The sequence below is a fragment of the Arthrobacter sp. B2I5 genome (assembly GCF_030816735.1).
GTDB lineage: Bacteria > Actinomycetota > Actinomycetes > Actinomycetales > Micrococcaceae > Arthrobacter.
Window position 1 is genome coordinate 4,522,556 of record NZ_JAUSYF010000001.1, and the last position, 25,461, is coordinate 4,548,016.

The 25,461-nt window shown below is 65.4% G+C and carries 27 protein-coding genes; 16 read left to right on the plus strand and 11 right to left on the minus strand.

Going from position 1 to position 25,461, the window contains the following annotated elements:
- Positions 1 to 80 precede the first annotated feature (80 nt).
- A complete protein-coding gene (locus QFZ60_RS21045; protein WP_082566804.1) occupies positions 81 to 515 on the minus strand; it encodes an acyl-CoA thioesterase in 435 nt (144 codons plus the stop codon).
- Positions 516 to 605: 90 nt separating this feature from the next.
- Positions 606 to 1,109, minus strand: a complete 504-nt coding sequence (locus QFZ60_RS21050; RefSeq protein WP_142118465.1) for a GNAT family N-acetyltransferase — start codon at positions 1,107 to 1,109, stop codon at positions 606 to 608.
- Positions 1,110 to 1,264: 155 nt separating this feature from the next.
- Here QFZ60_RS21050 and QFZ60_RS21055 point away from each other — a divergent pair, with 155 nt between their 5' ends.
- From QFZ60_RS21055 to QFZ60_RS21065, 3 genes are all read left to right on the plus strand, one after another.
- Positions 1,265 to 1,780: a MarR family winged helix-turn-helix transcriptional regulator gene (locus QFZ60_RS21055; protein WP_307093000.1), complete on the plus strand. Its 516-nt coding sequence runs from the start codon at positions 1,265 to 1,267 to the stop codon at positions 1,778 to 1,780.
- Between the two features lie 69 nt (positions 1,781 to 1,849).
- Entirely contained in the window at positions 1,850 to 2,170 is a 321-nt protein-coding gene (locus QFZ60_RS21060) for a hypothetical protein (RefSeq protein WP_307093002.1), read from the plus strand.
- Positions 2,167 to 3,150 carry a serine/threonine-protein kinase gene (locus tag QFZ60_RS21065; RefSeq protein ID WP_307093003.1) on the plus strand — a complete coding sequence of 328 codons (984 nt, stop codon included), beginning with the start codon at positions 2,167 to 2,169 and terminating at the stop codon, positions 3,148 to 3,150. Before QFZ60_RS21060 ends, QFZ60_RS21065 begins: the two co-directional genes overlap by 4 nt.
- On the opposite strand, the gene QFZ60_RS21070 is transcribed toward QFZ60_RS21065, so the two are convergent.
- Both QFZ60_RS21070 and purB read right to left on the minus strand, forming a co-directional pair.
- Positions 3,147 to 3,824 (minus strand): histidine phosphatase family protein, encoded by a 678-nt coding sequence (locus QFZ60_RS21070; RefSeq protein ID WP_307093005.1) that lies wholly within the window; start codon positions 3,822 to 3,824, stop codon positions 3,147 to 3,149. The two genes, QFZ60_RS21065 and QFZ60_RS21070, sit on opposite strands and share 4 nt — an antisense overlap.
- Before the next feature lie 134 nt (positions 3,825 to 3,958).
- Positions 3,959 to 5,401 (minus strand): adenylosuccinate lyase, encoded by a 1,443-nt coding sequence (gene purB, locus QFZ60_RS21075; protein ID WP_307093007.1) that lies wholly within the window; start codon positions 5,399 to 5,401, stop codon positions 3,959 to 3,961.
- A 166-nt stretch (positions 5,402 to 5,567) separates the two neighbouring features.
- On the opposite strand from purB, the gene QFZ60_RS21080 reads away from it, so the two are divergent.
- Positions 5,568 to 5,870 (plus strand): hypothetical protein, encoded by a 303-nt coding sequence (locus tag QFZ60_RS21080; protein WP_307093008.1) that lies wholly within the window; start codon positions 5,568 to 5,570, stop codon positions 5,868 to 5,870.
- Positions 5,870 to 7,216, plus strand: coding sequence for a hypothetical protein (locus tag QFZ60_RS21085; RefSeq protein WP_307093010.1), 1,347 nt, complete (start codon positions 5,870 to 5,872; stop codon positions 7,214 to 7,216). Before QFZ60_RS21080 ends, QFZ60_RS21085 begins: the two co-directional genes overlap by 1 nt.
- Positions 7,217 to 7,277: 61 nt before the next feature.
- On the opposite strand, the gene QFZ60_RS21090 is transcribed toward QFZ60_RS21085, so the two are convergent.
- Together QFZ60_RS21090 and QFZ60_RS21095 are read right to left on the minus strand one after the other, a co-directional pair.
- Entirely contained in the window at positions 7,278 to 8,186 is a 909-nt protein-coding gene (locus QFZ60_RS21090) for a hypothetical protein (protein ID WP_307093012.1), read from the minus strand.
- A gap of 192 nt (positions 8,187 to 8,378) precedes the next feature.
- Positions 8,379 to 8,804: a phage holin family protein gene (locus tag QFZ60_RS21095; RefSeq protein WP_307093014.1), complete on the minus strand. Its 426-nt coding sequence runs from the start codon at positions 8,802 to 8,804 to the stop codon at positions 8,379 to 8,381.
- A 106-nt stretch (positions 8,805 to 8,910) separates the two neighbouring features.
- Between QFZ60_RS21095 and QFZ60_RS21100 the strand changes: the two genes are divergently transcribed.
- The 5 genes from QFZ60_RS21100 to QFZ60_RS21120 all read left to right on the plus strand — a co-directional run bounded on the left by QFZ60_RS21100 (position 8,911) and on the right by QFZ60_RS21120 (position 14,534).
- Positions 8,911 to 10,029: a histidinol-phosphate transaminase gene (locus QFZ60_RS21100; RefSeq protein WP_307093015.1), complete on the plus strand. Its 1,119-nt coding sequence runs from the start codon at positions 8,911 to 8,913 to the stop codon at positions 10,027 to 10,029.
- A 150-nt stretch (positions 10,030 to 10,179) separates the two neighbouring features.
- Positions 10,180 to 11,412 carry a pyruvate dehydrogenase (acetyl-transferring) E1 component subunit alpha gene (pdhA, locus tag QFZ60_RS21105; RefSeq protein WP_307093016.1) on the plus strand — a complete coding sequence of 411 codons (1,233 nt, stop codon included), beginning with the start codon at positions 10,180 to 10,182 and terminating at the stop codon, positions 11,410 to 11,412.
- The gene (locus QFZ60_RS21110) at positions 11,412 to 12,392 is read left to right on the plus strand and encodes an alpha-ketoacid dehydrogenase subunit beta (RefSeq protein WP_307093017.1); all 981 of its coding nucleotides are present in this window, start codon (positions 11,412 to 11,414) and stop codon (positions 12,390 to 12,392) included. The genes pdhA and QFZ60_RS21110 overlap by 1 nt, the downstream gene beginning before the upstream one ends.
- A 7-nt stretch (positions 12,393 to 12,399) precedes the next feature.
- Positions 12,400 to 13,887, plus strand: a complete 1,488-nt coding sequence (locus QFZ60_RS21115; protein ID WP_307093019.1) for a dihydrolipoamide acetyltransferase family protein — start codon at positions 12,400 to 12,402, stop codon at positions 13,885 to 13,887.
- Positions 13,888 to 13,901: 14 nt separating this feature from the next.
- Entirely contained in the window at positions 13,902 to 14,534 is a 633-nt protein-coding gene (locus QFZ60_RS21120) for a phosphatase PAP2 family protein (protein ID WP_373427729.1), read from the plus strand.
- Between the two features lie 27 nt (positions 14,535 to 14,561).
- Here QFZ60_RS21120 and QFZ60_RS21125 read toward each other — a convergent pair whose 3' ends face one another.
- The 5 genes from QFZ60_RS21125 to QFZ60_RS21145 all read right to left on the minus strand — a co-directional run bounded on the left by QFZ60_RS21125 (position 14,562) and on the right by QFZ60_RS21145 (position 18,320).
- Positions 14,562 to 14,897 carry a hypothetical protein gene (locus tag QFZ60_RS21125; RefSeq protein ID WP_307093421.1) on the minus strand — a complete coding sequence of 112 codons (336 nt, stop codon included), beginning with the start codon at positions 14,895 to 14,897 and terminating at the stop codon, positions 14,562 to 14,564.
- Between the two features lie 178 nt (positions 14,898 to 15,075).
- Positions 15,076 to 15,504, minus strand: a complete 429-nt coding sequence (locus QFZ60_RS21130; RefSeq protein WP_307093021.1) for a universal stress protein — start codon at positions 15,502 to 15,504, stop codon at positions 15,076 to 15,078.
- 44 nt (positions 15,505 to 15,548) lie between these two features.
- The gene (locus QFZ60_RS21135) at positions 15,549 to 16,841 is read right to left on the minus strand and encodes a PLP-dependent aminotransferase family protein (protein WP_307093024.1); all 1,293 of its coding nucleotides are present in this window, start codon (positions 16,839 to 16,841) and stop codon (positions 15,549 to 15,551) included.
- Between the two features lie 168 nt (positions 16,842 to 17,009).
- Positions 17,010 to 17,588 (minus strand): hypothetical protein, encoded by a 579-nt coding sequence (locus QFZ60_RS21140; RefSeq protein WP_307093026.1) that lies wholly within the window; start codon positions 17,586 to 17,588, stop codon positions 17,010 to 17,012.
- Positions 17,589 to 17,765: 177 nt separating this feature from the next.
- Positions 17,766 to 18,320, minus strand: coding sequence for an NAD(P)H-dependent oxidoreductase (locus QFZ60_RS21145; RefSeq protein WP_307093027.1), 555 nt, complete (start codon positions 18,318 to 18,320; stop codon positions 17,766 to 17,768).
- A 120-nt stretch (positions 18,321 to 18,440) separates the two neighbouring features.
- Between QFZ60_RS21145 and QFZ60_RS21150 the strand changes: the two genes are divergently transcribed.
- From QFZ60_RS21150 to QFZ60_RS21175, 6 genes are all read left to right on the plus strand, one after another.
- Positions 18,441 to 19,052: a TetR/AcrR family transcriptional regulator gene (locus tag QFZ60_RS21150; RefSeq protein WP_373427702.1), complete on the plus strand. Its 612-nt coding sequence runs from the start codon at positions 18,441 to 18,443 to the stop codon at positions 19,050 to 19,052.
- A 136-nt stretch (positions 19,053 to 19,188) separates the two neighbouring features.
- Positions 19,189 to 19,317, plus strand: a complete 129-nt coding sequence (locus tag QFZ60_RS21155; protein ID WP_268815550.1) for a hypothetical protein — start codon at positions 19,189 to 19,191, stop codon at positions 19,315 to 19,317.
- Between the two features lie 92 nt (positions 19,318 to 19,409).
- Positions 19,410 to 20,393, plus strand: a complete 984-nt coding sequence (locus tag QFZ60_RS21160; protein ID WP_307093029.1) for an ABC transporter permease — start codon at positions 19,410 to 19,412, stop codon at positions 20,391 to 20,393.
- Between the two features lie 2 nt (positions 20,394 to 20,395).
- A complete protein-coding gene (locus tag QFZ60_RS21165) occupies positions 20,396 to 21,385 on the plus strand; it encodes an ABC transporter permease (RefSeq protein WP_307093031.1) in 990 nt (329 codons plus the stop codon).
- On the plus strand, positions 21,382 to 23,580 hold the full coding sequence (locus tag QFZ60_RS21170) for an ABC transporter ATP-binding protein (protein WP_307093032.1): 2,199 nt from the start codon (positions 21,382 to 21,384) through the stop codon (positions 23,578 to 23,580). Before QFZ60_RS21165 ends, QFZ60_RS21170 begins: the two co-directional genes overlap by 4 nt.
- Positions 23,581 to 23,629: 49 nt before the next feature.
- Positions 23,630 to 25,348, plus strand: a complete 1,719-nt coding sequence (locus tag QFZ60_RS21175; protein ID WP_307093035.1) for an ABC transporter family substrate-binding protein — start codon at positions 23,630 to 23,632, stop codon at positions 25,346 to 25,348.
- Positions 25,349 to 25,461 lie beyond the last annotated feature (113 nt).

A 25,461-nucleotide genomic window follows, 5' to 3' on the forward strand; every position in this document is an offset into this window, starting at 1 on the left:
ATTCGATAAACAGCCCGGCTGCCCACGTTGGCCCAGTTGGGAAAACGGTGGGGGCCCTGGGTGTGAACCAGGGGCGAACGTTAGTCCTTAGCGACGGTACCGGTCAGGTGATGGGTGGGGATCCGGTCCCGGTCGTAGGTGATCTCCGTGTAGCCGTGCGGTTCGGGCTTGCCGTCCTGGTTCAGGTTCACGAAGACGATCTCCTCGATGGTGAGGATGCTTTGCCGGGTGATCATGTTGCGGACCTCGGCCCGCATGGTCAGGGAGGTCCGTCCGAACCGGGTGGCCGTGAGGCCCATCTCGATGAGGTCGCCCTGGACGGCGGAGCTGACGAAGTTGATCTCCGAGATGTATTTGGTGACGGCGCGGCCGTTTCCCAGCTGGAGAATGGCGTAGATGGCGGCTTCTTCGTCAATCCACTTCAGCAGGCTGCCACCGAAGAGCGTGCCGTTGGCGTTGAGGTCCTCGGGCCGGACCCACTTGCGGGTCCGGAAAGTGATGTCCGCTGTTTCCATAGGCTGAGATTAGCTGACAGGACCGCGTGCACTCCCAGTGTGACGGTGCCGGGTGACGCCTGCAGGACGCGCGGTGCCAGGGCTCCGGTTCTAGGCCATGGCGGTGTGGGCCGCGCTGCGGGCATTGATGCTTTTGGCGTAGCAGTAGGAGTGTTCCACCCCCAGGTAGGGGCCAAAGTTCGGGATGGCCTCAAACCCCGAATTCTCGTAGAAGTTCCGGCCGTCCGGTTGCGCTGACCCTGCCTCCGCCTTGATGCGGGTGATCCCCTGCTTGTGTGCCTCCGCTTCGAGGGCTGCCAGGATGGAGCTGGCTACGCCGGACCCGCGGGTGTAGGGCAAGACGTAGAGACGCTTGATTTCGGCCGTTGATGAATCGAGGAGCCGTAGTCCCCCGCAGCCCACGGGCTGCCCGGAGCCCTTGTCGTATGCCACCAGGAAGACTGCGCAGTCGGCGCCCGACGGCGGCTGGCCGGGTTCGTGGTCAGGCCGGCCAAAGCGGGCGTCAAGTTCGGCCTGCTGGGCCCGGCGGAGGTCGGCGCCAACAGGGTGGGACCAGGAGACCTGCCGGATGTTCAGCCTTGGATTGGTCTGCATATCTGCCTCGATTCGCCGGAGGGGTATGCCTGATAAGGCTAGGCGGGAGGAGTTACGGAGGTGTTTCCTGGCGGTTAGCACCTGGATAACGAGCAGTTGGAACGCATTCGAGGGTTGCTTGGCAGTCTAGTTACCAGTTGCTCTAAAATAATTGCATGGTTTCTATGGGCAACGAGGGATCCGGTTACTGGTACGGACCTGACGGGCAGCTGGACTACAGTGCTGCGGTATTGAAGTCACTCCGGGACTATCGGGCAGCGGAGACGGAAGTCCGCCGCTCCACCAGGGATTCCATGGGCATGGGGGAAACCGACATTCTTGCACTCCGGTACCTGCTGCGCGTGCAGGCCTCCGGCAAGCAGGTGGTCCCCAAGGACCTGAGCCATTTCCTCAACATTACTAGCGCTTCCACTACCTCCCTGATTGACAGGCTGGTGGCCAGCGGACATGTTCGCCGCGAGCCGCACCCCACCGACCGCCGCTCGGTGGTTGTCATCCCCACGGTCGAATCGGACAAGGAAGTCCGCGAAACGCTTGGTGCCATGCATCGCCGGATGATGCAGGTAGCTGAAGGGCTGACCGCTGAGGAGGCGCGCGTGGTGGTCGATTTCCTCCAGCGGATGACCGACGCCCTTCACGCTCCTGAAGCCGGAAACAGCAAAATTCACTAGCTGGACTAGCTAGATGAGCTAGTTATATGTAAGCTTACGATCGTCCCAAAGTTGCTTCCCAACGGAGTCGTGAGTGTGTTGGTTTCTTTCACCGAAGTTTCACCGCCCCGTCCCGGCGCTGCCGCGCCGTACGTGACGAGCGGGCTGCTGCAAGTTCCCCTGGACGGCACCATTGCGCCGCAGGGAGAGCCGGCGGTCCACTGCGGTGCCGCCATGCAGTTGGTGACGCCGGCCGTGGGATGGGAAGGTGCCAGCTACACGTTCGGGCCAGCCGATACGGGAGGCGTTGAGCTTCCGCCAGTATGGCGCTGCGCCTGCGGGTTCCAGCTGGACGCCTGGCCTGCAGCTGATCTCCGCGCACCGCGCGCCTCCGTCACCCTTTCCGCATGAGCATTGCGGCGCCAGCAGCGCCGGCACTTCCGCTTGACCCGATGAAACCCGGGGCCGGCGGTCTTATTGCCGGGCGCTACCAGCTCAGGGAACGCCTGGGCCGGGGTGCCGCTGCCGAGGTCTTTCGCGCGGTTGACCTGGAGGGTGGTCCTGATGCAGCAGTGAAGATCGCGTCAGCCAATGGCCGCAAGCAGCACCAGCGGCTCCGCAATGAGGCTGACGTGCTGGCCAAGCTCAACCACCCCTCCATTGCGCGGCTTCTCGCCCAGGGCGTCATGCCTGGGGGCGGGCTCTACTCCGGGCGCCCCTTTCTGGTGGAGGAACTGGCTTTCGGCACGAGCCTGGCCGAAACCATCCGGGGACAGCACCCCGGTCCGGCCGATGTTGCGCTTTGGGCACGGAATTTTTTCGGCGCGCTGGCGCATGTTCACTCCAACGGACTTGTTCACCGGGACATCAAACCGGCCAACCTGATGCTGAGCGGCCTGCGCAGAAGTCCCGTCAGGATCATTGATTTTGGCATCGCCGCCGCGGCGGGGTCTGCGCCCGAACCCGGAATTTCCTTCGGCACGGTGCACTACATGAGCCCCGAGCAGGCATCCGGCGGCGCAGTGGAACCCTCCTGGGATGTGTACTCGATGGGCCTGGTCCTGCTGGAGCTTCTCACCGGCTCCAAGGCGTTTCCGGGCACCGCCATCGAATCCCTCGTGGCGCGGACCCTTCGGTCCCCGGACGTTCCGGACCAGCTAGGCGAATGGTCCGTCCTGCTGCGTGCCCTCACCGCCATGGATCCCAGGGAACGGCCGACGGCGGCAGGCGCCGCGGCGATGGCCGCCCGCCTGATTCCCGTGGTGCCAGTGCCCGGAGAAGGAAGCCGGGACGGCCAGCGCAGCTACAGCCCCCAGCGGGTGCAGGCGGACGCAGTCCCGTGCAGGGCAATGCGCATATTTTCGCCCCGGCGCCACCGGCAGCGGGTTTAGGGAGCGGACACGTCCCGCCCCGTAGGGTCCTCGGCGGTGGGGTCTGCGAGGGCAAGGCCTCCCACCGGGCTCCCGTCCCAGTGGATCAGGTTCCAGCCCGCACGCAGGTCGCCCTCCAAGGCCACGATCCCGGTGTTGGCCAGGACGTGGCGGGCGGCGAATTCGTGGTCGGCGCCGTCCGCCCGGAGTCCGGCCCAGGTGCGGATCGCGGCACCATGGCTCACCACGGCAACGGTGCCATGCTGTTGTCTTTCGGCCCGCTGGGCCACTTCGGCTATGGCGGCGTCAAACCGTTCAAAAAAGGCGTGGCCGTCCGGACCTGCAGGCATCCGGAGATCCAGGTCCCCGGCCGCCCAGGAGATAACCGTCCCCATGTACCGCTTGTGGGATTCGTGGTCGGTGAGTTTTTCCAGCGACCCCGCCTCGATTTCGTGCAGCCCGTCCAGTACCTCGATATCAAGGGTGTGCAGCCGCGCCAGCGGTGCAGCGGTGATCTGGGTCCTGATCAGTGTGGAGGCATACAGGGCGCTGATGCGTTCGTTGGCAAGGGAGCGCGCCATCGCCTCCGCCTGGCGTTCGCCCAGTTCGGTCAGTCCGGGGCCGGGGTGGTCGGTATCCAACTGGCCCAGCACGTTGCCGGGGGTTTCGCCATGGCGGATCAGGAGCAACTTCATGGTTCCAGTTTCGCACCCCGGAAGGTGGCCGACGCACGGCGGAAAGGGTCGTCACGCCGCCGGGGCGCAGAAAAGCGCCGGGCCCCCTTGGGAGCCCGGCGCCGCCGTCGTACGTTCCTGCCCTGCTGCGGGGCTTACTTCAGGTGGTCCACCAACTGGTCAGCGATGCCCGTGTACTTGCCCGGCGTGAGGTCCAGGAGGCGTGCCTCGGCGTCCGGGGAAAGGCCCAGACCCTGCACAAACTCACGCATGCGTGCTGCGTCGACGCGCTGGCCCCGGGTGAGGTCCTTGAGCCGCTCGTAGGGGTTTTCCATGCCTTCGACGCCGGCGATCGCCTCGGCACGCATGACCATCTGGATGGCCTCGCCCAGGACTTCCCAGTTGGTATCGAGGTCTCCGGCCAGCACGTCCTCAGCGACGTCCAGGCGCTCCAGGCCCTTGGCCACGTTCGAAATGGCGAGCAGCGAGTGGCCAAAGGCCACGCCGATGTTTCGCTGGCTGGAGGAGTCTGTGAGGTCCCGCTGCCAGCGGGACGTGACCAAGGTTGCGCCCAGGGTGTCCAGCAGGCCGTTGGAGATCTCCAGGTTCGCTTCTGCGTTCTCGAAGCGGATGGGATTGACCTTGTGCGGCATCGTGGACGAACCCGTGGCGCCGGCAACAGGAATCTGCGCGAAGTAACCGATGGAGATGTAGCTCCAGATGTCCGTGCAGACGTTGTGCAGGATGCGGTTAAAACGCGCGACGTCGGCATACAGTTCTGCCTGCCAGTCGTGGCTCTCGATCTGCGTGGTGAGCGGGTTCCAGGTCAGCCCGAGCCCTTCAACGAAGGACTTGGAGACGTGCTGCCAGTCGGCGCCCGGTACGGACGCAACGTGGGCGGCGTAAGTGCCGGTGGCGCCGTTGATTTTGCCCAGATACTCCGTCTTTGCCACCCGGTCCAGCTGGCGGGTCAACCGGTGCGCGATGACAGCCAGCTCCTTGCCCAGCGTGGTGGGGGTGGCCGGCTGCCCGTGGGTCCGGGACAGCATGGGGACGGCCCGGTTGTCCTCCGCCATCTTGCTGATCTGGGCCACCAGGGCACTTGCTGCAGGAAGCCACACGTCCTCCACGGCACCCTTGATCCCGAGCGCGTAGGACAGGTTGTTGATGTCCTCGGAGGTGCAGCCGAAGTGCACCATGGCGGTCAGGTTTTCGATGCCGATCGCGGGCAGGCGGCGGCCGATGTAGTACTCCACGGCCTTGACATCGTGGACTGTGACGGCCTCGATCTCTGCGAGTTCGGCCACGGAGGCGGCGTCAAATTCGGTGACGACGGCGCGGAGCTGGTCCTGCTGCTCCCGGCTCAGGGGCCCGGCGCCCGGCAGCACATTGTTGCTGGTCAGGTGGATGAGCCATTCGACTTCCACGGCAACGCGGTCACGGTTCAGGGCTGCCTCGGACAGGTAGTCAACGAGGGGCGCGACGGCGGACTGGTAGCGGCCGTCCAGGGGTCCGAGCGCGATTTTTTCCGATGACGCGGCGAGGGCCAGGCGTCCTGAGGGCGTACGGGTATCAGCTGTGGCGGCAGTTTCAGGCATGTGCTGATTCTTTCATGAAGTCCCGCGCGGCCTTAAGCCCGGTATCCACGTTACTTATCCACATAGCCTGCGGCGGTGCTTACCCCGGGAAGAGACCATCCCTAGCGTTGGAAACAGCAAGGTCAGGGCGAATCATGCGCCCGCGAGGCGGCGACGGGAAGCTGGCATGGGGAACGATCTGACGGACGGAATATGGGGCCAGGGGCTGGGCGTCAGCCTTGAAGTCCAGGAACTGGGCCGAAGGGTGGCGCAGTGCTCCGACAGGACGGAAGAGGTACTTGCCGGATTCCACGAGATTCAACTAACGAACTGGGAGTCACCCGCCGGGCAGGCGTACCGCGATTCGGTAAGCCTGCAGGCGGTGGCGGTCCGGAGGGCGCTGGACCGGCTGCGGGAAGCCTCTGCCGCAGTGGCCGCCCACGCGCGTGCCGCATTGACCGCCGATTGTTCGCCTGGCAACCGTTTCTGATGGCCGAGGCAACACCCGCCGGCTCAGGAGGACCCATCCACGTCTCACCCCCGCCCCCGGACGGCATCCTGACAATTTCAGGTGGCGTGGGCGGCATCACCGTCCAGTTGGAGGAATTGGATGTGGGGGCCGGAAAGCTCGACAGACTCGCCGCCCGCCTCGCCTCGATCGAGGCGGAACTTTCCGGGACGTGGCAGGAGCTTGGTTCCTACCAGAACCAGCCGCGAACCACGGGGACTGCCGCGCTCATTGCCGTGGGGGAGGCGCGGGACGCGGTCCTCCTGGTCCGGCTGGAGCTGCAGCGGATCAGCAGCCAGGTGCGCAGCTGCAGGCGGGACTACGACATGGCCGAATCGGCCGCCCACACGCAGTGGATGCTGGGCCTGTCGGATCCGGATGTTGAACTCCAGAAGCATGTGGACTTCTGGCGGACGGGATTCCTCAATGGAGATGCCATGGAGATGCTGGTGGCGAATGCGGTCACCAACCTGCCGCTGCTGAAGTCTTTGGTTGAGGGAATCAACCCCGCGCTGCGCCCGGGCGCGGTTACGGCCCGGCAGCAGGAACGTGTGCCCATCTACCTGGACTCCACTCCCGCCGGCCTGCTTGAACGGGTCAGGCTGGTGGAGGAGCGCGGCAGCGGCTACATCGAAGTCATCGAGGTGGACAACAGGGGTGCGAAGGCATACGTGGTGGTGGTACCGGGAACCCAGGTGAATGACGAAGACGAAGGCACCAATCCTTTCGATCTTGCCGGGATTGCCGATGCCCTGGGCAGCAGTTCCCGGCAGGTGAATGCCGCTGTCCTCCAGGCGCTCCGGGCGGCCGGTGCCCAGCCGGGGGCGGACGTGGTGGCAGTGGGTTACAGCCAGGGCGGCATCCACGCCATGAACTTGGCGGCAGACCGGGAGTTCCTGAAGGAGTACGACATGAAGTACGTCCTGACTGCAGGGTCGCCCATTTCACGCATCACGCCTCCCCCCGACGTCAGCACCCTCCACCTGGAGCACCGCACGGACTGGGTTCCGGGCAGCGACGGCATGGACAACCGGGACGCCCGGAACCAAGTCACGGTGACAGTGACCAATGACCTTTATGTCCGCGGTGGAGAGAAGGCCGGACTGGGACCGGGCCACAATCTCGGCGGGTACCAGGAGGCAGCCCGGCTGGTGGCCGCCAGCAAGGACCCTTCCCTGATGCAGTCGACGGCCGTGCTGGGCGGTGTCCTTGGCGCGGGCGGTGCTGCTACTGCCACCAGGTTTTCCCTGGCCAAGCCGCCACCGCCTGCCCTTCCCCGGGAACGCAGGGACCCCTTTTCAGGCCGGCCGCAGCCGGGTGCCAGGTAGGAATGTGCCTTTTGGGAACGGCTGCCAGGCAGAACCCTGCCGCCATCCAGATCAGCAGGGTTCAAGAGATCTGAGCGGCGTGCAGTTCCGCGTACGCTCTGCTGCGCGCCTTCTCCGGTTGCGGAGCCGGCTGCGGGTCGGGGTGCTGAGCCGTTACCGGAGCGCGGGGGCAACGATAGTTGTAGTCGAGGTCGCCTTCAGTGAACTGGGTCAGCGCCACGGTGCCGCCGGACGTGAGCGGGGAAGCTGTGCAGTATTCCCGGGCAGAGGAAGTGGATTCCGCGCCCGCCAGCCAATTCCGCAGCCGGTAGAGGTTGCTGCCCGGACCCACCTCGCCCACAATTTCGCCGAACTGGTACTCGGTGGAATAGATCCCCACTTCCACACCGGTGCTCGTCAGATACGCGGTCATGCCCTCCAGTTCGGCAGCATTGACGGCCTTGTCCCAAAGCCAGCTGTTGCCGGTTTCCACGTCCAGCCACCACACGCGCCGCACCGCGGCATCGCCCGAACCCTTCAGGATCTCCACGTCATTGAAGGCCATGGCGTAACCGTGAACGTAGGCGCAGGCAGGTGTTTCACTGCCATCACACCCCCCATAGGGATTAATGATGTCCATGCCGCGGTAAGTGTTGGCTGCCGGCCACCATAGTGAATCCACAGGTCCTGTTGCGGCGGTGTTCACATATACCGCCGCGGGAGTTCCCCCGGCTGCATCTGACGTTTGGTCCGCCCAGGCCAGTTGGGCCGCCAGGCAGGGGTTGACCGTATCCGGCCTCCCGCCGTTGACACCCACCACCGCGAACGCCGGGGGCGCCGGGAGATCGCTCCCGCACTGCGGCCACGAAATGTCATTTCCCAGCGCGGCGGCGGCCTCCTGTACCGGCCCGGCTTCGGCGTCCGCCTGTGCAGGGCCCACCTGCCAAGCCAAAAGCAGGCAGGCGGCAAGCAGGATTTTGATGGGCTTCATTCGTGGGCCCCCGTGTTTCGAAACTGGCAGGAAGCAGGCCTCTGGAGGGGCCCGATTGGCAGCCTAAGCGGCCCGTGCCTTGGGGGTCATGGGTGGCGGGTACTGAAGTTTTGGGAATTGCCTACGGGGACGGCACTAGTCGGTACCTGTTTCCGCCTGCCCGCCTACTCGGGTTCCAATCCCCGCCCGGACTCAGCGCCTGCCGCCCGGCAGCAAGCCCGCCACCAGTGAGACCAGGGAGATGATGATCGCGGCAAGGACAGCAGTCCAGAAGAAGGAATCGATGATGAGGTGCACGGGCGTGTAACTGCTGATCCAGGCTGTCAGGTACAGCATGGCGGCGTTGATCACGATCGCGAACAGGCCGAGGGTCAGGATGGTGATGGGAAGTGCCAGGAGCCTGACCAGTGGCCGCACGAGGGCGTTAACCACACCGAAGATGAGGCCGATAAAGAGGTAGGCCAGGACAATCCCAATGGTGTCGGTGTCCTGTGAAATGCCCGTCCTGGCCACCGCATCCGATGCCGCCGTGCTTGAGATGTCCATGCCGGGCAGGATCCAGCTGGCCACCCAAAGAGCTGCGGCATTGACGATGACCCGGAGGATAAGTGAACCCATGGCACCATGGTTCCATATCGGTCCTGGTGAGCGGCCGGCAGCATGCCCTCAATTTCATTGGGTTGCTCCCTGATCCCCCTGGGACCCTGGAAGTAGGCTAGAAGCCATGACTTCACCTGAGACCAGGGCCGGCGGCATCGCACCCCGCCCTGTGCTGGACCGGTTGCCCCGTTACGCCGCAGGAAAGCCGCCGGCCACCGTCAATGGACTGGCCAGCTACAAGCTGTCATCCAACGAAAACCCGCTGCCGCCGATTCCAGCCGTGCTCGAGGCGATCGCCAACCAGACGGACTTCAACAGGTACCCCGATCCGCTCAGCAGCAAGCTCCGGGCAGCCCTGGCGGAATTCCTTGGCGTGCCCGCCGAAGACATCGTCACCGGGGCTGGAAGCCTGGGCGCCCTGAACCAGATCCTTGCCGCGTTTGCCGGCCAGAACGAGGACGGCAAGGCGGATGAAGTCATCTATGCCTGGCGCTCCTTTGAGGCGTACCCCATCAGCGTGGGCCTTGCGGGTGCCGAAAGCGTTCGCATCCCCGTGAGCGCGGACGGGCGGCATGACCTGGAAGCGATGGCGGCCGCCGTAACCGCCCGCACCAAAGTCATTCTCCTCTGCACACCGAACAACCCCACCGGGCCGGCACTTGCCGCGGATGAAACGGAAGCGTTCATCCGGTCCGTGCCGGCCGACGTCGTGGTGGTCATTGACGAGGCCTACCAGGAATTTGTCAGGGCCGCTGACGCTGTCGACGGGATCGACCTCTACCGCAAATACCCGAACGTGGTGGTGCTTCGGACCTTTTCCAAAGCACACGGCCTGGCCGGCCTGCGTGTTGGGTACAGCGTCTCCCATCCGGAATTGACGCAGTACCTGAGGGTTGCGGCAACCCCGTTCGCCGTGTCCCAAATAGCCGAAAAAGCCGCAATTGTTTCCCTTGGGAATCACGCCCAGGTTGTGGAAAGGGTACAAAAACTGGTGGATGAACGGGCGCGGGTCACGGCGGGTCTCCGGGAGCTCGGATGGGATATTCCGGACGCCCAGGGCAACTTCGTATGGCTTGCACTTGGTGCTGAAAGTGCCGCTTTCGCGGAGCTGGCAGGGACCCGCGCGCTCTCCGTGCGGGCCTTTCCCGGGGAGGGTGTGAGAGTCAGCATCGGGGAACCGGAGGCGAACACCCGGTTCCTCCAGTTGTGTGCCGACTATACAAAGGCGCCGGCAACTTCCTAGCACTTAACAAGTAGCCCGCCCGCTACCTACCGAAGATAAAGTTAGGATCAGTAAGCCAATGTATATGCCGTGAAGGGAATCTATTCCTTATGAGGCATATATCCCAGCGACATTTGCATTGCATCCGGATGCGGCAAGCAAGGAGACGGTATGGGCACTCATCTGCCTTCCACCGAGTTCGACGGAACAGCGGTAGACGACCAGCGGGAAGCCGATGCTGAGGCCGTTATGGGCGAGCCCGCGGCCCAGATGGTGCAGCTGCTCGGCCCGGACGGGAAGCTGGGCACCGATCCGGTCTTCAGCGCCTACGCGGACAAACTGACCCAGGAGGACCTGCGCGGGCTGTACGCGGACATGGCCGCCATCCGCCGGTTCGACGTTGAAGCAACGGCTCTTCAGCGCCAGGGCCAACTGGCACTGTGGGTACCGTTGACGGGACAGGAAGCAGCGCAGATCGGCTCGGGCAGGGCCAGCCAGCCTCAGGACTACATCTTCCCCACCTACCGGGAGCATGGCGTCGCGCTTACCCGCAACGTGGATCTGGCCGAACTCCTGCGCCAGTTCCGGGGAGTCTCCAATGGCGGCTGGAACCCCAAGGACACCAACTTCCACCTCTACACCCTGGTCCTGGCTGCCCAGACCCTCCACGCCGTGGGCTACGCCATGGGGATCCAGCGCGACCAGAAGCTCGCCGCCGCAACGGACGGAGCCAAAGAGCAGCCGGATGCAGCGGTCATCGCCTACTTCGGCGACGGCGCCAGCTCTGAAGGCGACGTACACGAGTCCATGGTGTTCGCCTCCTCCTACAAGGCGCCGGTGGTGTTCTTCTGCCAGAACAACCATTGGGCCATTTCGGTACCCACCAACGTCCAGACCCGGGTGCCGCTCTCCAACCGCGCCAAGGGCTACGGTTTCCCCGGGATCCGGGTGGACGGCAATGACGTGATCGCCGTACACGCAGTCACGGAGTGGGCGCTGGAGCATGCGCGCCAGGGCAACGGTCCCGTCCTCATTGAGGCGTTCACCTACCGCGTGGGCGCCCACACCACCGCCGACGACCCCACCAAGTACCGCCCGTCGACGGAGGAAGACGCCTGGCGTGCCAAGGATCCGCTGGCAAGGCTCGAGAAGTACCTGCGTGCCCAGGATCTTGCGGACGATGCCTTCTTCGCCAAGGTCAAAGCCGACGGCGATGAGCTGGCCGCGTATGTCCGGCGCACCGCCCATGACCTTGAAGACCCGGACATCCGGCAGGCCTTCGCCAACGTCTATGCCCAGGCGCACCCGCTGGTGGCCGAGGAACTGGCGTGGTTCGAGGAGTACAGTGCAGGATTCGCCGGCGAGGAAGAGTCCGCCGGGCAGGCAGCAAAGGCAGGCCACTGATGACCACCATGACCATCGCCAAGGCCATTAACGAGGGTCTGCGGGCCGCCTTGGCCGCCAACCCCAAGTCCCTGCTCATGGGCGAGGACATCGGTCCCCTGGGCGGCGTCTACCGGGTGACGGACGGCCTGATCGGCGAGTTCGGCCCGGACCGGGTGGTGGACACGCCGCTGGCCGAATCCGGCATCATCGGCACCGCGATCGGCCTGGCCCTGCGCGGGTACAGCCCGGTCTGCGAAATCCAGTTCGACGGGTTCGTCTTCCCCGGCTTCAACCAGATCACCACGCAGCTGGCCAAGATGCACGCCCGCAGCCACGGCAACCTCACGGTTCCCGTCGTCATCCGGATCCCGTACGGTGGCGGCATCGGTTCCGTGGAGCACCACTCCGAATCCCCCGAGGCATTGTTCGCCCACACGGCGGGCCTGCGCATCATCACCCCCTCCAACCCGCATGACGCCTACTGGATGATCCAGCAGGCCGTGGAGTGCCAGGACCCGGTGATCATCTTCGAGCCCAAGCGCCGTTACTGGCTCAAGGGCGACGTCGACGTCCAGGCCCCGGGCCCGTCGGAAGACCCGTTCAAGGCCCACGTGCTGCGTGAAGGCACCGATGCCACGGTGGTTGCCTACGGTCCCCTGGTTCCCGTGGCGCTTGCCGCCGCCAACGCCGCGGCCGAGGACGGCAGGAGTGTGGAAGTCATCGACCTGCGGTCCATCTCGCCGATCGACTTCGACACCGTCACCGCGTCCGTCCAAAAGACCGGCCGGTTGATCGTGGCGCACGAGGCACCGACGTTCGGTGGAATCGGCGGTGAAATCGCCGCCCGCATCAGTGAACGTGCGTTCCACTCGCTCGAGGCCCCGGTGATCCGCGTCGGCGGATTCCACATGCCCTATCCCGTTGCCAAGGTGGAGGAAGACTACCTTCCGGACATCGACCGCATCCTGGAGGCGCTGGACCGCGCCCTCTCCTACTGAGGACACCATGACCCTGAACAAGTTCAACCTGCCTGATGTCGGCGAGGGCCTCACCGAGGCGGAAATCGTCTCCTGGAAGGTCAAGCCGGGCGACGCCGTGGCCATCAATGACGTCCTTTGCGAGATTGAAACCGCCAAGTCCATCGTGGAACTGCCGTCCCCGTTCGCCGGAACGGTCAGCGAACTGCTGGTGGACGAAGGGGTGACCGTGGACGTCGGCACCGCCATCATCAGCGTCAGCGACGACGTCTCCGGCGATCCTACGCCGGCAGACGTCCGCGCACCGGAGGCGCCCGTTGCCCACGAAACGCCGGTGCAGCCGCTTTACGGCAAGCTCCCGGAGGACGCTGCAGAGGAGGCAGCGGCCGACGGCGGCACTGGGGAAAGTGCCCCGGCCGCCGGTCCGCTGGTGGGTTCCGGCCCCAAAGCCGATGCCGTCAAGCGGCGCCCGCGGAAGACCACGCCGGCCGCCGCCGTGACCGTCAACGCCCCGCAGGTCGAGCCCGTCCAGCCGCACACGCCCGCTGCTGTGACCGCCACCGAACCCGCCGCCGTCGACAACCGGCCCACCCTTGGCGGCACCATTACGGGCCTGGTCAATCGGGTGCTGGCCAAGCCGCCGGTCCGCAAAATCGCCCGGGACCTGGGCATCGACCTCGCGGATGTTGTTGCCACCGGTTCACGGGGCGAGGTGACGCGGGAGGACCTGGTCAGCTACCAGGCGCAGCGCGACGCCGAACTGGACAAGGCAGACGGCTTCTGGGGCAAGGCCGGAAAACCGCAGGACCAGCGCGTGGAGCGCATCCCGGTCAAGGGCGTCCGCAAGGCCACGGCAAAGGCGATGGTGGAATCCGCCTTCGCCGCGCCGCATGTCAGCATCTTCGTGGACGTCGATGCCAGCCGCACCATGGAATTCGTCAAGCGGCTCAAGGCCTCCCGGGACTTCGAGGGGATCAAGGTCTCGCCGCTCCTCATCCTGGCCAAGGCCGTCATCTGGGCGGCCGCCCGGAACCCCAGCGTGAACGCCTCATGGGTGGACAACGAAGGCTCCGACACGGCTGAAATTCATGTCAAGCACTTCATGAACCTGGGCATTGCCGCTGCAACCCCGCGCGGACTGATGGTCCCCAACATCAAGAACGCCCAGGACCTGTCCCTGAAGGAGCTGGCCCTCGCGCTGAACAACCTGGCCACCACTGCCAGGGCCGGGAAGACCCAGCCGGCCGAGATGCAGGGCGGCACGCTCACCATCACCAACATCGGCGCCCTGGGCATCGACACCGGCACGCCCATCATCAACCCGGGCGAGGTGGCCATCGTCGCCTTCGGAACCATCAAGCAAAAGCCCTGGGTCCTGGACGGTGAGGTAATTCCCCGCTGGATCACCACGCTGGGAGGATCCTTCGACCACCGCGTGGTGGATGGTGATCTGTCGGCCCGGTTCATGGCCGACGTCGCGGCCATCCTGGAAGAGCCGGCGCTCCTCCTGGACTAGGGCCCTTGGGCCAGATCTTGGACAAGGAAGTGACGGTAAGCAGCGGCTCCATCCGGGTCAGGAACCACGCCGCCAAGTGGCTGACGGAGGTCTTCCAGCCGCCGGTGGTGGTCAGCATCCAACTGCTGGTCAGCCCCCTGCCGGAGGCCGGATTCCCAGAAACCATCGGTTACGGGGCACTGGCGGCACTCTTTGTGTGTGTGGTTCCGCTCCTGGTGTTGCTGGTGCTGGTCCGGCTGGGAAAGGTCACCGACCACCACGTGAGCGACCGGAAGCAGCGCGCCCCTGTGCTCCTGATGGCGCTGGGCTGCATTGCTGTGGGTTTGCTGGTGCTGAACGCCGTGGACGCGCCCCGGAGTGTGACCGCGATGGTCCTGGCGGTGGTGGGCGGAGTAGCGGTCCTGGCGGCCGTCAGTCCGTTCTGGAAAATGAGCGGCCACGCCGCTGCCGTGTCCTGCGCCGCCGTCGTCTTGGTGCTGATGCTCGGCCCCGCCTGGGCGCCGCTGCTGCTCCTGGTTCCCGCGGTCAGCTGGTCACGCGTGGTCCTGCGGGCTCATACTCCGGCGCAGGTGGTGGCCGGTTCGCTCTATGGCGGGATGGTGATGGCCGGAACCTGGTGGCTGCTGCAGGGCTTGCTGGTGGCCTGAAGGCATCCGTGCCGGGAGGCGCCCGTCCTAGTACGCGGAGTAGGCGGTGAGTGCCTCAAGCAGGGCAGGATCAGCCGTGGTTCCCAAAACCACCGCGGCTGCGGTCATCAAGCCGCCCATCACGGCCGCCATGCCGGCCCACGCGCCCAGGAGCTTCCAGTCCTCACGCAGGACGCTCCGCACGGTCTGGGGAAGCTCAAGCCCCGGCGCGATCAGGTTGGGGGCGCTGTCCAGGGTGCCGTCATCGAGGAGTGCAACAACCCTGCCGTTGCTGCGGTCCACCCGCATGGAGGAGATGTGGTTGCCGTGGCGGGCCAGGAGGATGTCGTGGCCAACGAGCTGGCGGCGCTGCAAGGTGATCAAGGGGAGCCCTTCGCTGGGGGTGGATTCGTCAGTGTCCACGCCTTTGGGGCCTCCTCCAATTTTATCTTTGCGCCAGCAGCCGAAACGGTGATATGGCGGTGAGAACGGACACCCCCCGCAGCGATATCCGCCACCACGGGGCGTGTCCGCCGTTACGCCAGCAGCCAGTCCTGAGGGATTAGTCGGTGTCGTAGGTGTTGGCGATGTACACGTCGCAGGGCGCGTTGTGGGCCACGCTGTTGGCCACGCTGCCAAGGACGCGCCCGATGCCCTGCATGCGCCGGTTTCCCACCACGATGATCCGTGCATCCATCCGCAGGGCTTCCTTGATGAGGGCGTCGGCCGGGCGTCCCCGTGCCGCAGAATACGTCACCGTGATGTCGCGGCCCAGCGATTCCGCCACCGTCCTGGCAACCTGCTCCGCGGCGTCGGCGTCAGAGACGATCCAGCGGTCGCTGCCGCTGCCGAACACTTCGGTCTTGTCGCTGTCGAAGGCGGACACGACGTGCAGGGACGCGCCCAGGGCTGCCGCCAGGTCCTTGGCTGACTGCGCCGCCCTCTTCGCGGTCTCGCTGCCGTCAACCCCTACAACAATGATTCCAGCCATATGCATGCTCCTTTGCTCGGTTTTCGGCACTCGTGTGGCTTACGCTACAGCGCGGCAATGGCTTCCTGCAGCACCGGCGCCAACCGGCGCACTCCCTCGGCGATGGCTTCGGGAGGTACGGCGCTGAACGCGAGCCGCAGCTTGTTGGACGGATCGTCCGACGGCGTGAAGGCGGCGCCGGGGATAAACACGACGCCCGCATCGATCGCCTTGTGCAGCAGCGGGTAGGTATCAACGCCCTCAGGCAGCGTCACCCAGACGAAGAAGCCGCCCTGCGGGCTGGTCCAGGTGGTCCCCGCGGGCATGTATTCCTTGAGGGCGGCCAGCATGGCACGGCAGCGCTCGGCGTACAGCCCGCGGTAGGTTTTGATCTGACCTTTCCAGTCGTACCCGCGCAGGTACGCCGAGACCAGCATCTGGTTCAGGGCAGGCGGGCAAAGCGTTACCGACTCCGCCGCCAGGTAGTAGCGTCGCTGGAGGTGCTCCGGCACAAGCGCCCAGCCGATGCGCAGTCCCGGCGCGAAAATCTTGGAGAAGGACCCCAGGTAGATCACGTCGTCAGGGTTTGCCGCCCGCAGGGGAGCCAGCGGCTCCCCTTCAAACCGGAGCAGGCCATACGGGTTGTCCTCCAGCACCAGGATATTCGCGCGCCGGCATATATCCACCACCTGTTGCCTGCGCTCCCTGGCCAGGGTGATGCCGGACGGATTGTTGAAGTTGGGAATGGTGTACAGGAATTTGACGCTTTTCCCGGCAAGCTGCAGGGCGGCGATCCGGGCCTCCAGCAGCTCCGGAACCAGCCCGTACTGGTCCATCTCCACGGTCTCCACCTGGACCTGGTAGGACTCGAACGTGTTGAGCGCACCCACGTAGGTGGGGTCCTCCACCAGCACCACGTCACCTGGATTGCAGAAGAGTTTGGTGGCCACGTCCTGGGCCGACTGGGAACCTGCGGTGATCACCACGTTCTCCGGCCGGGCATCCAAAATTCCTTCCGCCGCCATGACCTCGCAGATCTGCGCGCGGAGCTCCGCCGTTCCCTGCCCGGCCCCGTACTGGAGGGCGGTCAGGCCGTCCTCCGCGATGATTTTGGCTGCCGTTGCTGCCAGCCGGTCCAGGGGCAGCGACTGCAGGTAGGGACTTCCCCCCGCCAGGGACACCAGGCCCGGCCGCAGGGAGATGTCGAAGACGTCCCTGACTGCCGACTGCCGGATGTTTGCCGCGCGCTCGGAAAAGAGCTCCTCATGCCGGTGTGCGGATGTGGCGGCACGCTCGATCGCGTCAATGGCCTCCGCGGGCAGCGTACCTGCTGAAGCGTCAAGTGTTTCGTGGGTCACAGAGTCAGGATACAGCTACTTGTTGCTTGCAAAGCAACACTTGTTTATCAACGATTGACCGAGCGGCCTACTTTAATTTCAGGAAATCGGCGAGGGCCTCGCCATTGATGTAGATGTCGGCCCTGATGGCTCCCACTGCCTGAAGGGCCGTCTGGGTGAGCTGGGCCTCTATGCGGGGAATGTCGCAGTCCCGCCGGGCTTCAGGGTGCCTGCCAGGTAGACCGTGACCGTGGTGCCGTCAAAACTGCCGGACAGGAACTTCAGCCGGGAGCCGCCCACCGCGTTGAACAGCCCACCTTGGTGCTGTTCGCCGTCCAGCAGGGCTCCGATTGCCGCCTTGAGCCCGGCATCCCCGGCGCCGCCTGCCGGGGCGAGGCCAACCAGGCTGTCGTTGCAGCCAAAGCGCACGCCGTGCCTGCCGCCGTCGTCCACCATCACCAAGTACGCCGTTACCGGCGGGGCCGCGGCAGCACTCCTGCCAGGCGTGGACACTGCCGTTCCTTGCGGGAGGTTTTCCGGCTCTTCTGCCGCCCGTCCGTACTGCGCGCCGGGGGTACTGCCGCCCACCGTGGCCGGCAGGAGGGCCAGCGGGGCGGCGCTGGTTGTGGCAGTTCCGCCGGGCGCGGGCAGGGAAGATCCTTCGAGCTGGGGGAGCGGGGCACTGCAGGCGGACAGCAGCAGCGCAAGGCAGCCCGCTGCCGCCGCCAGGCTGCCGGGGCCGCCGCCCCAACTCCGTCTTTTTGCCATGGGGCACCGCAATCCGATCCGGTAGGTCCAGTGGATTAACGCTACGGCTGCCCCTGCCTGCCCGGATGTCCGGAAGGTACCGGTTGGGACAAGAGTTGGTCACGGCCCTGGAAGTGCCCTTTAACGCACCGCGCCCGGCACGCGGAGTTGCGTGCCGGGCGCAGGTTGCGCGGGAGCCTAGGCTGCCGGTGCTGCGGCCAGGACGTCGAAGATGCCCTTGATCTGCTCCACTACCTCGGCGTCGTCCTTGGGGTGGACTTCGGCGAAACGCACCATCGAGCCGGGGACGGCGAGCTTGACGTCATCCAGGATCTGCGCGCCGGCAATGCCGGCGGCCTTGCGTGCCTCGTCCTGGGCCCACACTCCGCCGTACTGGCCAAACGCGGTACCGACGACGGCGGTGGGCTTGCCTGCCAGGGCGCCGGCGCCGAAGGGGCGGGACAGCCAGTCGACGGCGTTCTTCAGGGCGGCGGGAACGGTGCCGTTGTGTTCGGGCGTGACCAGCAGGAGGGTGTCGGCCTCTTCGGCGGCGGCGCGCAGTGCGGCGGCGGCAGCGGGCACCTGGCCCTCCACGTCGATGTCCTCGTTGTAGAACGGGATGTTGCCCAGGCTCTCGTGAATCACGACGTCCACCTGCTCAGGGGCATTGAGCTGGATGGCTTCGGCCAGCTTCTGGTTGGTGGACTCGGCGCGGAGGCTGCCCACAAGGGTAAGGACGGTGCTCTTGGTCATGGAAACTCCTGGCTAGGGTCGCGGCGGGGACCGCGTGCGGTTAGGAAAGGAGGCTAGGAAGCCTTCACTGGACTAAACGGACCGTAGTCCGGTTCTATTCCCGGTGGCTACACTGTCTTTGTGAGTTCCATCCCAGTGCGGCCGGGAATGACACCGGTAACGGCCGCGGAACGCAGCGATGCTGCCCGGAATCGGGAACGGCTCCTGCTGGCTGCCCGGGAATTGATTGGGCAGGGCGGGGTGGCGGCACTCACCATGGACCGCCTGGCGGAACACGCCGGCGTTGGCAAGGGCACCGTCTTCCGCCGCTTCGGCAGCCGGGCGGGATTGATGCTGACGCTGCTGGATGACTCGGAGGCCGCCTTCCAGGCCCGCGTTCTGTTCGGCCCCCCGCCCCTGGGGCCAGGCGCCGCGCCGCTTGACCGGCTCATCGCCTTCGGCGCCGAGCGGATCGCCTACGTGCTGGAATACGGGGACCTGGTCCTCGCCGCCGGCCACGCCTCCCGCGATAGGTTTGACGTCCCGGCCGCCGCGCTCTGGAACCAGCACGTGGAGCTGCTCCTGCGCGAAGCCGGCGTCGATTCCCCTGAACCATGGCTGATGGCGGGATCCCTCAATGCCACCCTGGACGCTGAACGGCTCCTCCACCTCGTCCGCGGGCATGGGGTCACCACCGGCCGGCTGGCAACTTCCTGGCGCGATCTTGTCACACGGGTGGCGGGCGGCGCGTAGATTACGCGGTGGAACGCCTTTGCGTCCAGTCAAACCAACTTCACAGAACTATTCATAACGATCTGATACGGCGCGCCTGATTTCCCGGGATTGCGGCACTTTTCCGGTGACGGCTTGTGATAGTTTCCTCTGGAATGTGACCCGCGACATAGTCCACCAGGACCTGCCCTTGGGGCTGCGGGAGGCCAGCTACCCGCTGGTGCAGAACCCGGTGAGGCGGCACAACCCGTGCTTGTCCGGGGACGACGGAAGGATCCAGCAGTGATGGTTGATTTGGCCAGCAGCACGGCACGCCAGCGGACACCGGAGTGTTCCTCCGTCCAGCATCCGGCGGCGCTGCCGAAGAAATAGCACCCCATGCTCAAGTACCTTGCCAAGCGCGGCCTCACCTATGTGGTGATGATCTTCCTTACCACCTCCGCCGGTTATTTCCTGGCCGTGAGCTCCCTCAAGCCGGCGCTGCTGGAGCAGGAACGCATTCCCCGGCCCACCCCCGAACAGGTTGCCAACTCAATGCGGCTCAAGGGCCTGGACCCGGACCTCAGCCCATGGGAGCGCTACGTTGACTGGCTCACCGGGGTCGTCACCCGCTGGGACTGGGGCCGGAGCCCCAACGGCGCCTATATCAACGCCGAGTTCGGCGACCGGGTCTGGATCTCCACCCGCCTCTTCCTGGCGTCCATCATCCTGACCCTGGTTATCGGCGTCGCGCTCGGCGTCTATTCGGCGGCGCGGCAGTACAAGTTCCAGGACCGCGTCATCACCTCCTACAGCTACCTTGCCTACATCGTGCCCGCGCCCATTGCCTACTTCCTGGTTCAGCTGGGAGCCATTAACGTCAATGAATCCGTAGGGGACCGGATCTTCTTCGTCACCGGCATCTCCACTCCGGGCGTAGCGCCCGGCTGGCCCCAGTTCCTTGACCTGGCGGCGCACTACGTGGTGCCCACGGTGGCCATCACGCTCGTGGGCTGGGGTGCCTACCAGATTGCGCAGCGGCAGTACCTGCTGGACAACGTCAACGCCGACTTCGTCCGGACCGCCCGGGCCAAGGGCCTGAGCCGCAACCAGGCGATCGCACGGCACGCGCTCCGCGTCTCCTTCATTCCGGTGGCCCAGAGCATCGCGTTCACCATCCCTGCCATCTTCGCCGGCGGCTTCTTCGCCGAAAAGATCTTCGCCTGGCCGGGTGTCGGGTCGTGGAGCATCGACGCCATCTCGCTGCAGGACGTCAACGCCGCTACTGCCACCCTGGCCTACGGCTCCGTGATCTTCGCCCTCGGCGCCATCCTGGCGGACTTCGCCACCACGCTTGTCGACCCGAGAGTGCGGGTGCAGTAGCCATGACCAACCTGAACGCCGTTGACCCGGCAGCCGTGGCGCAGGACGCGCACCTGGAGAGCGCCGACGTCGTCATTGGCAAGAACACCATCATTTTCCGCCGCTTCCTGCGGAACAAGACCGCTGTGGCGGGCCTGGCCATCTTCGTGGCCCTCACGGTGTTCTCGTTCATCGGGGGGTTCTTCACCCCGTGGGACAAGGAAACCATCGACCCCTTCAACATCGGGATGCCACCGTCGGCCGACCACTTCCTCGGCACGTCGCAGGCGGGCATCGACCTGTACGCCATGACGGTCGAAGGCACCAGGATCTCCATCCTGATCGGCCTGGTGGTGGGCCTGGTGTCGGTCCTGATTGCGGCCGTCTACGGCTGCAGCATGGCCTACTTCGGAGGCAAGGTGGACAAGGTCATGCTGTTCATCCTGGAGGCGCTGATCATGATGCCGGCGCTCCTGGTGGTGGCCGTGGCCACCAGCGGCGGCGGCGCCGGCCTCAAACGCGACCTTCCCTCCTGGCTGCTGCTCATCATTGTCCTGCTGGTGTTCAGCTGGATGGGCACCGCCCGGCTGATCCGCTCCATGTCCATGTCCCTCATGCAGCGGGACTTCGTCAAGGCAGCCCAGTACATGGGTGTCCCGCCGCGCCGGATCGTCTGGCGGCACCTGGTGCCGAACATCGGCTCGCTGCTGATCCTGGACATCACCCGCGGCGTCACCGCAGCCATCCTCGCGGAGGTGGCCTTTTCCTTCATTGGCATCGGGATCAAGGTCCCGGACGTGAGCCTCGGCGTGCTTATCGGCGGCGCGACGTCCCAGGTGCAGACCTTCCCCTGGATGTTCTGGGTGCCGCTGGCCGTCATGTTCCTGCTGACCGGCTCGCTGGCCATGATGAACGACGGCCTGCGGGACGCGTTCGACCCCAGCTCCAGTTCCACCGGCAAAGCCAAGAAGGCCAAGGCGCGGACCATCCGCGCGGAAAAGAAGACGGCATGAGCAGCGAAACCACCACCGGAGCCATGGAACCCGCGCGGTCAGACGTGGAGCGCCTGCACGTGGCGGGTCTGCACGCCCCAACCGACGCCGTGCTCTCCGTCCGTGACCTGAACGTCCGGTTCAGTTCGGAGAACGGCGTGGTCCACGCCGTCAGGGGCGTCGACTTCGACCTGATGCCCGGCAAAACCCTGGGAATCGTCGGTGAATCAGGCTCCGGAAAATCAGTGACCTCGCTGGCCATCATGGGCCTCCTTCCGCCCACGGCCCAGGTCTCCGGTTCCGTCCGGCTCAAGGGCAGGGAGCTGCTGGGGCTGAGCGACAAGGCCATGTGCGAATACCGCGGGAACGAGCTCGCCATGGTCTTCCAGGACCCGCTCTCCTCCCTCACACCCGTGTTCACGGTGGGCACCCAGATCATCGAAGCGCTGACCATCCACCACCCCTCCATGAGCAGGAAAGCAAAGGAAGCCCGCGCCGTCGAGCTTCTGGCCATGGTGGGAATCCCCAGCCCCAGGGAACGGCTGAAGGCCTTCCCGCACGAGTTCTCCGGGGGCATGCGGCAGCGTGTCATGATTGCCATCGCCATCGCCAACAACCCCCGCGTCCTGATCGCGGATGAGCCGACGACGGCCCTGGACGTCACCATCCAGGCCCAGGTCCTTGAGGTGCTCCACACGGCGCAGGAGGAGACCGGTGCCGCAGTGGTGATGATCACGCACGACCTCGGCGTGGTGGCCGGCATGGCTGACGACATCATGGTCATGTATGCGGGCAAGCCGGTGGAAACCGGTGCAGTGGATGACATCTACTACAACCCGCGGATGCCGTACACCATGGGCCTGCTCGGCGCCGTGCCCCGGGTTGACGTGGCGGAGAAGTCCTCGCTCGTTCCCATCGAGGGGATGCCGCCCAACCTGCTCCACCCCCCCACCGGGTGCTCGTTCGCTCCCCGCTGCCCCCTTGCCTCGGAAGCCTGCCTTGACGGCGAACCCGCCCTGGCACCCGTCGACGGCGGGGCGCTGCACCGGGCGGCCTGCATCAAGTCCGAGGCCCTGGGCGGGGACGTGGACGTCCACGACGTGTTCGCCGCCCCGCCGGTGCCGGTGTCCCGCTTCGACGCAGTTCCCCGGGCAGAGCGGTCCACTGTCCTGCAGCTCAAGGATGTGCGGAAGCATTTCCCGCTCACCAGGGGTGCCCTGATCAAGCGCCGGATCGGCACCGTCAAGGCGGTGGACGGCCTGAGCTTCGATATCCGCGAGGGAGAATGCTTCTCGATCGTGGGCGAGTCCGGGTCCGGAAAGACCACCACGCTCCTGGAAATCATGGAGTTCCACGCGGACCAGGATGGCGAGGTGGTGATCGGCGGCCTCAGCAACAAGCAGGCGGCCGATTCGAAGACCAAAGCGAAAATGCGGCGCGAGCTGCAGATGGTGTTCCAGGACCCCACCGGCGCCCTGGATCCGCGGTTCACGGTGTATGAAGTCCTTGCCGAACCGCTGCAGAACGCGGGCATGGACCGTGCTGTCATCAGGAAGCGGATCATGGAGCTGATGAAGCTCGTGGGCCTGCAGCCGGACCACGTGAACCGCTTCCCCAACCAGTTCTCCGGTGGACAGCGCCAACGCATCGGCATCGCCCGCGCACTGGCCGTTAACCCCAAGCTGGTGGTGCTGGACGAACCCGTCTCGGCCCTAGACGTCTCAGTCCAGGCCGGCGTGATCAACCTGCTGGACCACCTGCGCGCCGAACTGGGCCTGAGCTACCTGCTCGTGGCGCATGACCTCTCGGTGGTGCGCCACATTTCCAACCGGGTGGCAGTGATGTACCTGGGCAAGATCGTGGAGATTGGCGCTGTGGACCGGGTGTTCGACAACCCCCGCCACCCCTACACACGGGCCCTCCTGTCCGCCATCCCCGTGCCGGACCCCCAGCTGGAACGCACCCGTGAACGCATCATCCTGCAGGGCGACCTGCCCTCACCGCTGCAGGCGCCCAAGGGCTGCAACTTCGCCACCCGTTGTCCGGTCTTCGCGGCGCTGCCGCCGGCCAAGCAGGAGAAATGCCTGACCCTGGAACCGCCCCTGGAAGCAGCGGCGTCCGCCACGGACCAGCAGTTCGCCTGCTTCTTCCCGGACGGCGAACTGGATGAAGACATGCTGGTGGTCCACGAGACGGCGGACCACCATGCCCCCTGAAACTTATCGACCCACACGCACCACCACTCGCACCAATGAAGGGAAAACCATGAGGAAACTGAACAGGATCGGCGGAGCTGCAGCCGTTGCTGCGGCCCTGGCGCTGACGGCCTGCGGCGGTGGCGGCGGTGCCAGCGGGCCCGAAACAGCCAAGGGGCAGGAGGCAGGCAGCGACCTGTCCAAGCTGATCAGCATCAACGAGAAGCCTGCGGCGGACCTTCAGCAGGGCGGCAAGGTCACCCTGCCGCTGGGCAACATCGGGCCCGACTTCAACGGGTTCTCCAACAACGGCAACAGCGCGGACAACTCGGCCCTGCAGGTCCCCATGAACCCGGTTGCCATGAACAGCGGCGGCGTCGGCGGGTGCTGGAAAGTGGACTTCAAGGGCAAGGTCACGCCCAACACCGACTTCTGTGAGTCGGTGGACAGCGAGGTCAAGGACGGCAAGCAGACCATCACCATCAAGGTGAACCCCAAGGCAACGTACAACGACGGCACGCCCATCGACGTGAAGGCCTTCAAGAACACCTGGAACATCCTCAAGAGCCCGGACGCAGGCTACGACATCGTCAGCTCGGGCGCCTACGAATTCGTTGACTCCGTCGAGGCAGGCAGCAGCGACAAGGAAGTCATCGTCAAGACGAGCCGCCCGGTCTTCCCGGTGGATTCGCTCTTCTTCGGTCTCATCCACCCTGCCGTCAACACCCCGGAGGTCTTCAACGAGGGCTTCAACGGCAACATGCACCCCGAGTGGATGGCAGGTCCCTTCAAGCTCGACCAGTACGACACCGCCGCCAAGACGGTCACCCTGGTGCCCAACGACAAGTGGTGGGGCACCAAGCCGGTACTGGCCAACGTGACCTTCCGCCAGCTTGAAACCAGCGCGCAGATCGCGGCCTTCAAGAACGGCGAGATCGACGCCATGTCCGCCAACACCATCTCCCTCTACAAGCAGCTCGACGGCAGCAAGAATTCAGAAGTCCGCCGCGGCCAGCGTCTCTTCGCAGGCGGCATGAATCTCAACGCCCAGCGCATTACCGACGTCAACGTCCGCAAGGCCATCTTCGCCGCCGTGGACCGCGAAGCCCTGCGCAAGGTGCGCTTCAACGGCCTGAACTGGGAAGAGCCCAGCTCCGGTTCCATGATGCTGCTGCCCTTCTCCGAGTACTACCAGGACAACTACCCGGTCAAGGAAACCGGCCCGGACGCTGCCAAGAAGGTCCTCACCGACGCCGGCTACACGGCCAACGCCAACGGCATCATGGAGAAGGACGGCAAGCCCGCGGCCTTCAAGATCAGCAACTTCGGTGACGATCCCACCACCCTCGCCTTCACCCAGACCCTGCAGAAGCAGCTCCAGGCAGGTGGCATGGACGTGGGCATCGACCAGCGCGCCTCCGCCGACTTCGGCAAGGTTCTCGGTTCCCGCGAGTTCGACATGAGCGTCTCCGGCTACACCGTGGGCGCGGACGCCACCGACGCCGTCAAGCAGTACTACGACTCCAAGACCAACGAGAACAAGCTGGGCGACGCGGAGCTGGACAAGAAGATCGCGGACCTTGCCTCCATCGAGGACAACGCAGCCCGCAACAAGGCCGCAATGGACGTGGAGAAGGAGCACATGGCGAAGTACTTCTCCATGGGCGTGGTCATGAACGGCCCGCAGATCTCCTTCGTCCGCACCGGCCTGGCCAACTATGGCCCGTCCCTGTTCCAGAGCACCTCGCAGGTTCCGGACTGGACCACCATCGGCTGGGAAAAGAAGTAACCCCTCCGGTTGTAGCCGCTTAACCGAAGCCGGCATCCCTGGTGACCAGGGGTGCCGGCTTCGGCGTTTAACGGTTCCTGTCCAACGGTGCCGGGCCCGGGGGTAGCGTAGCC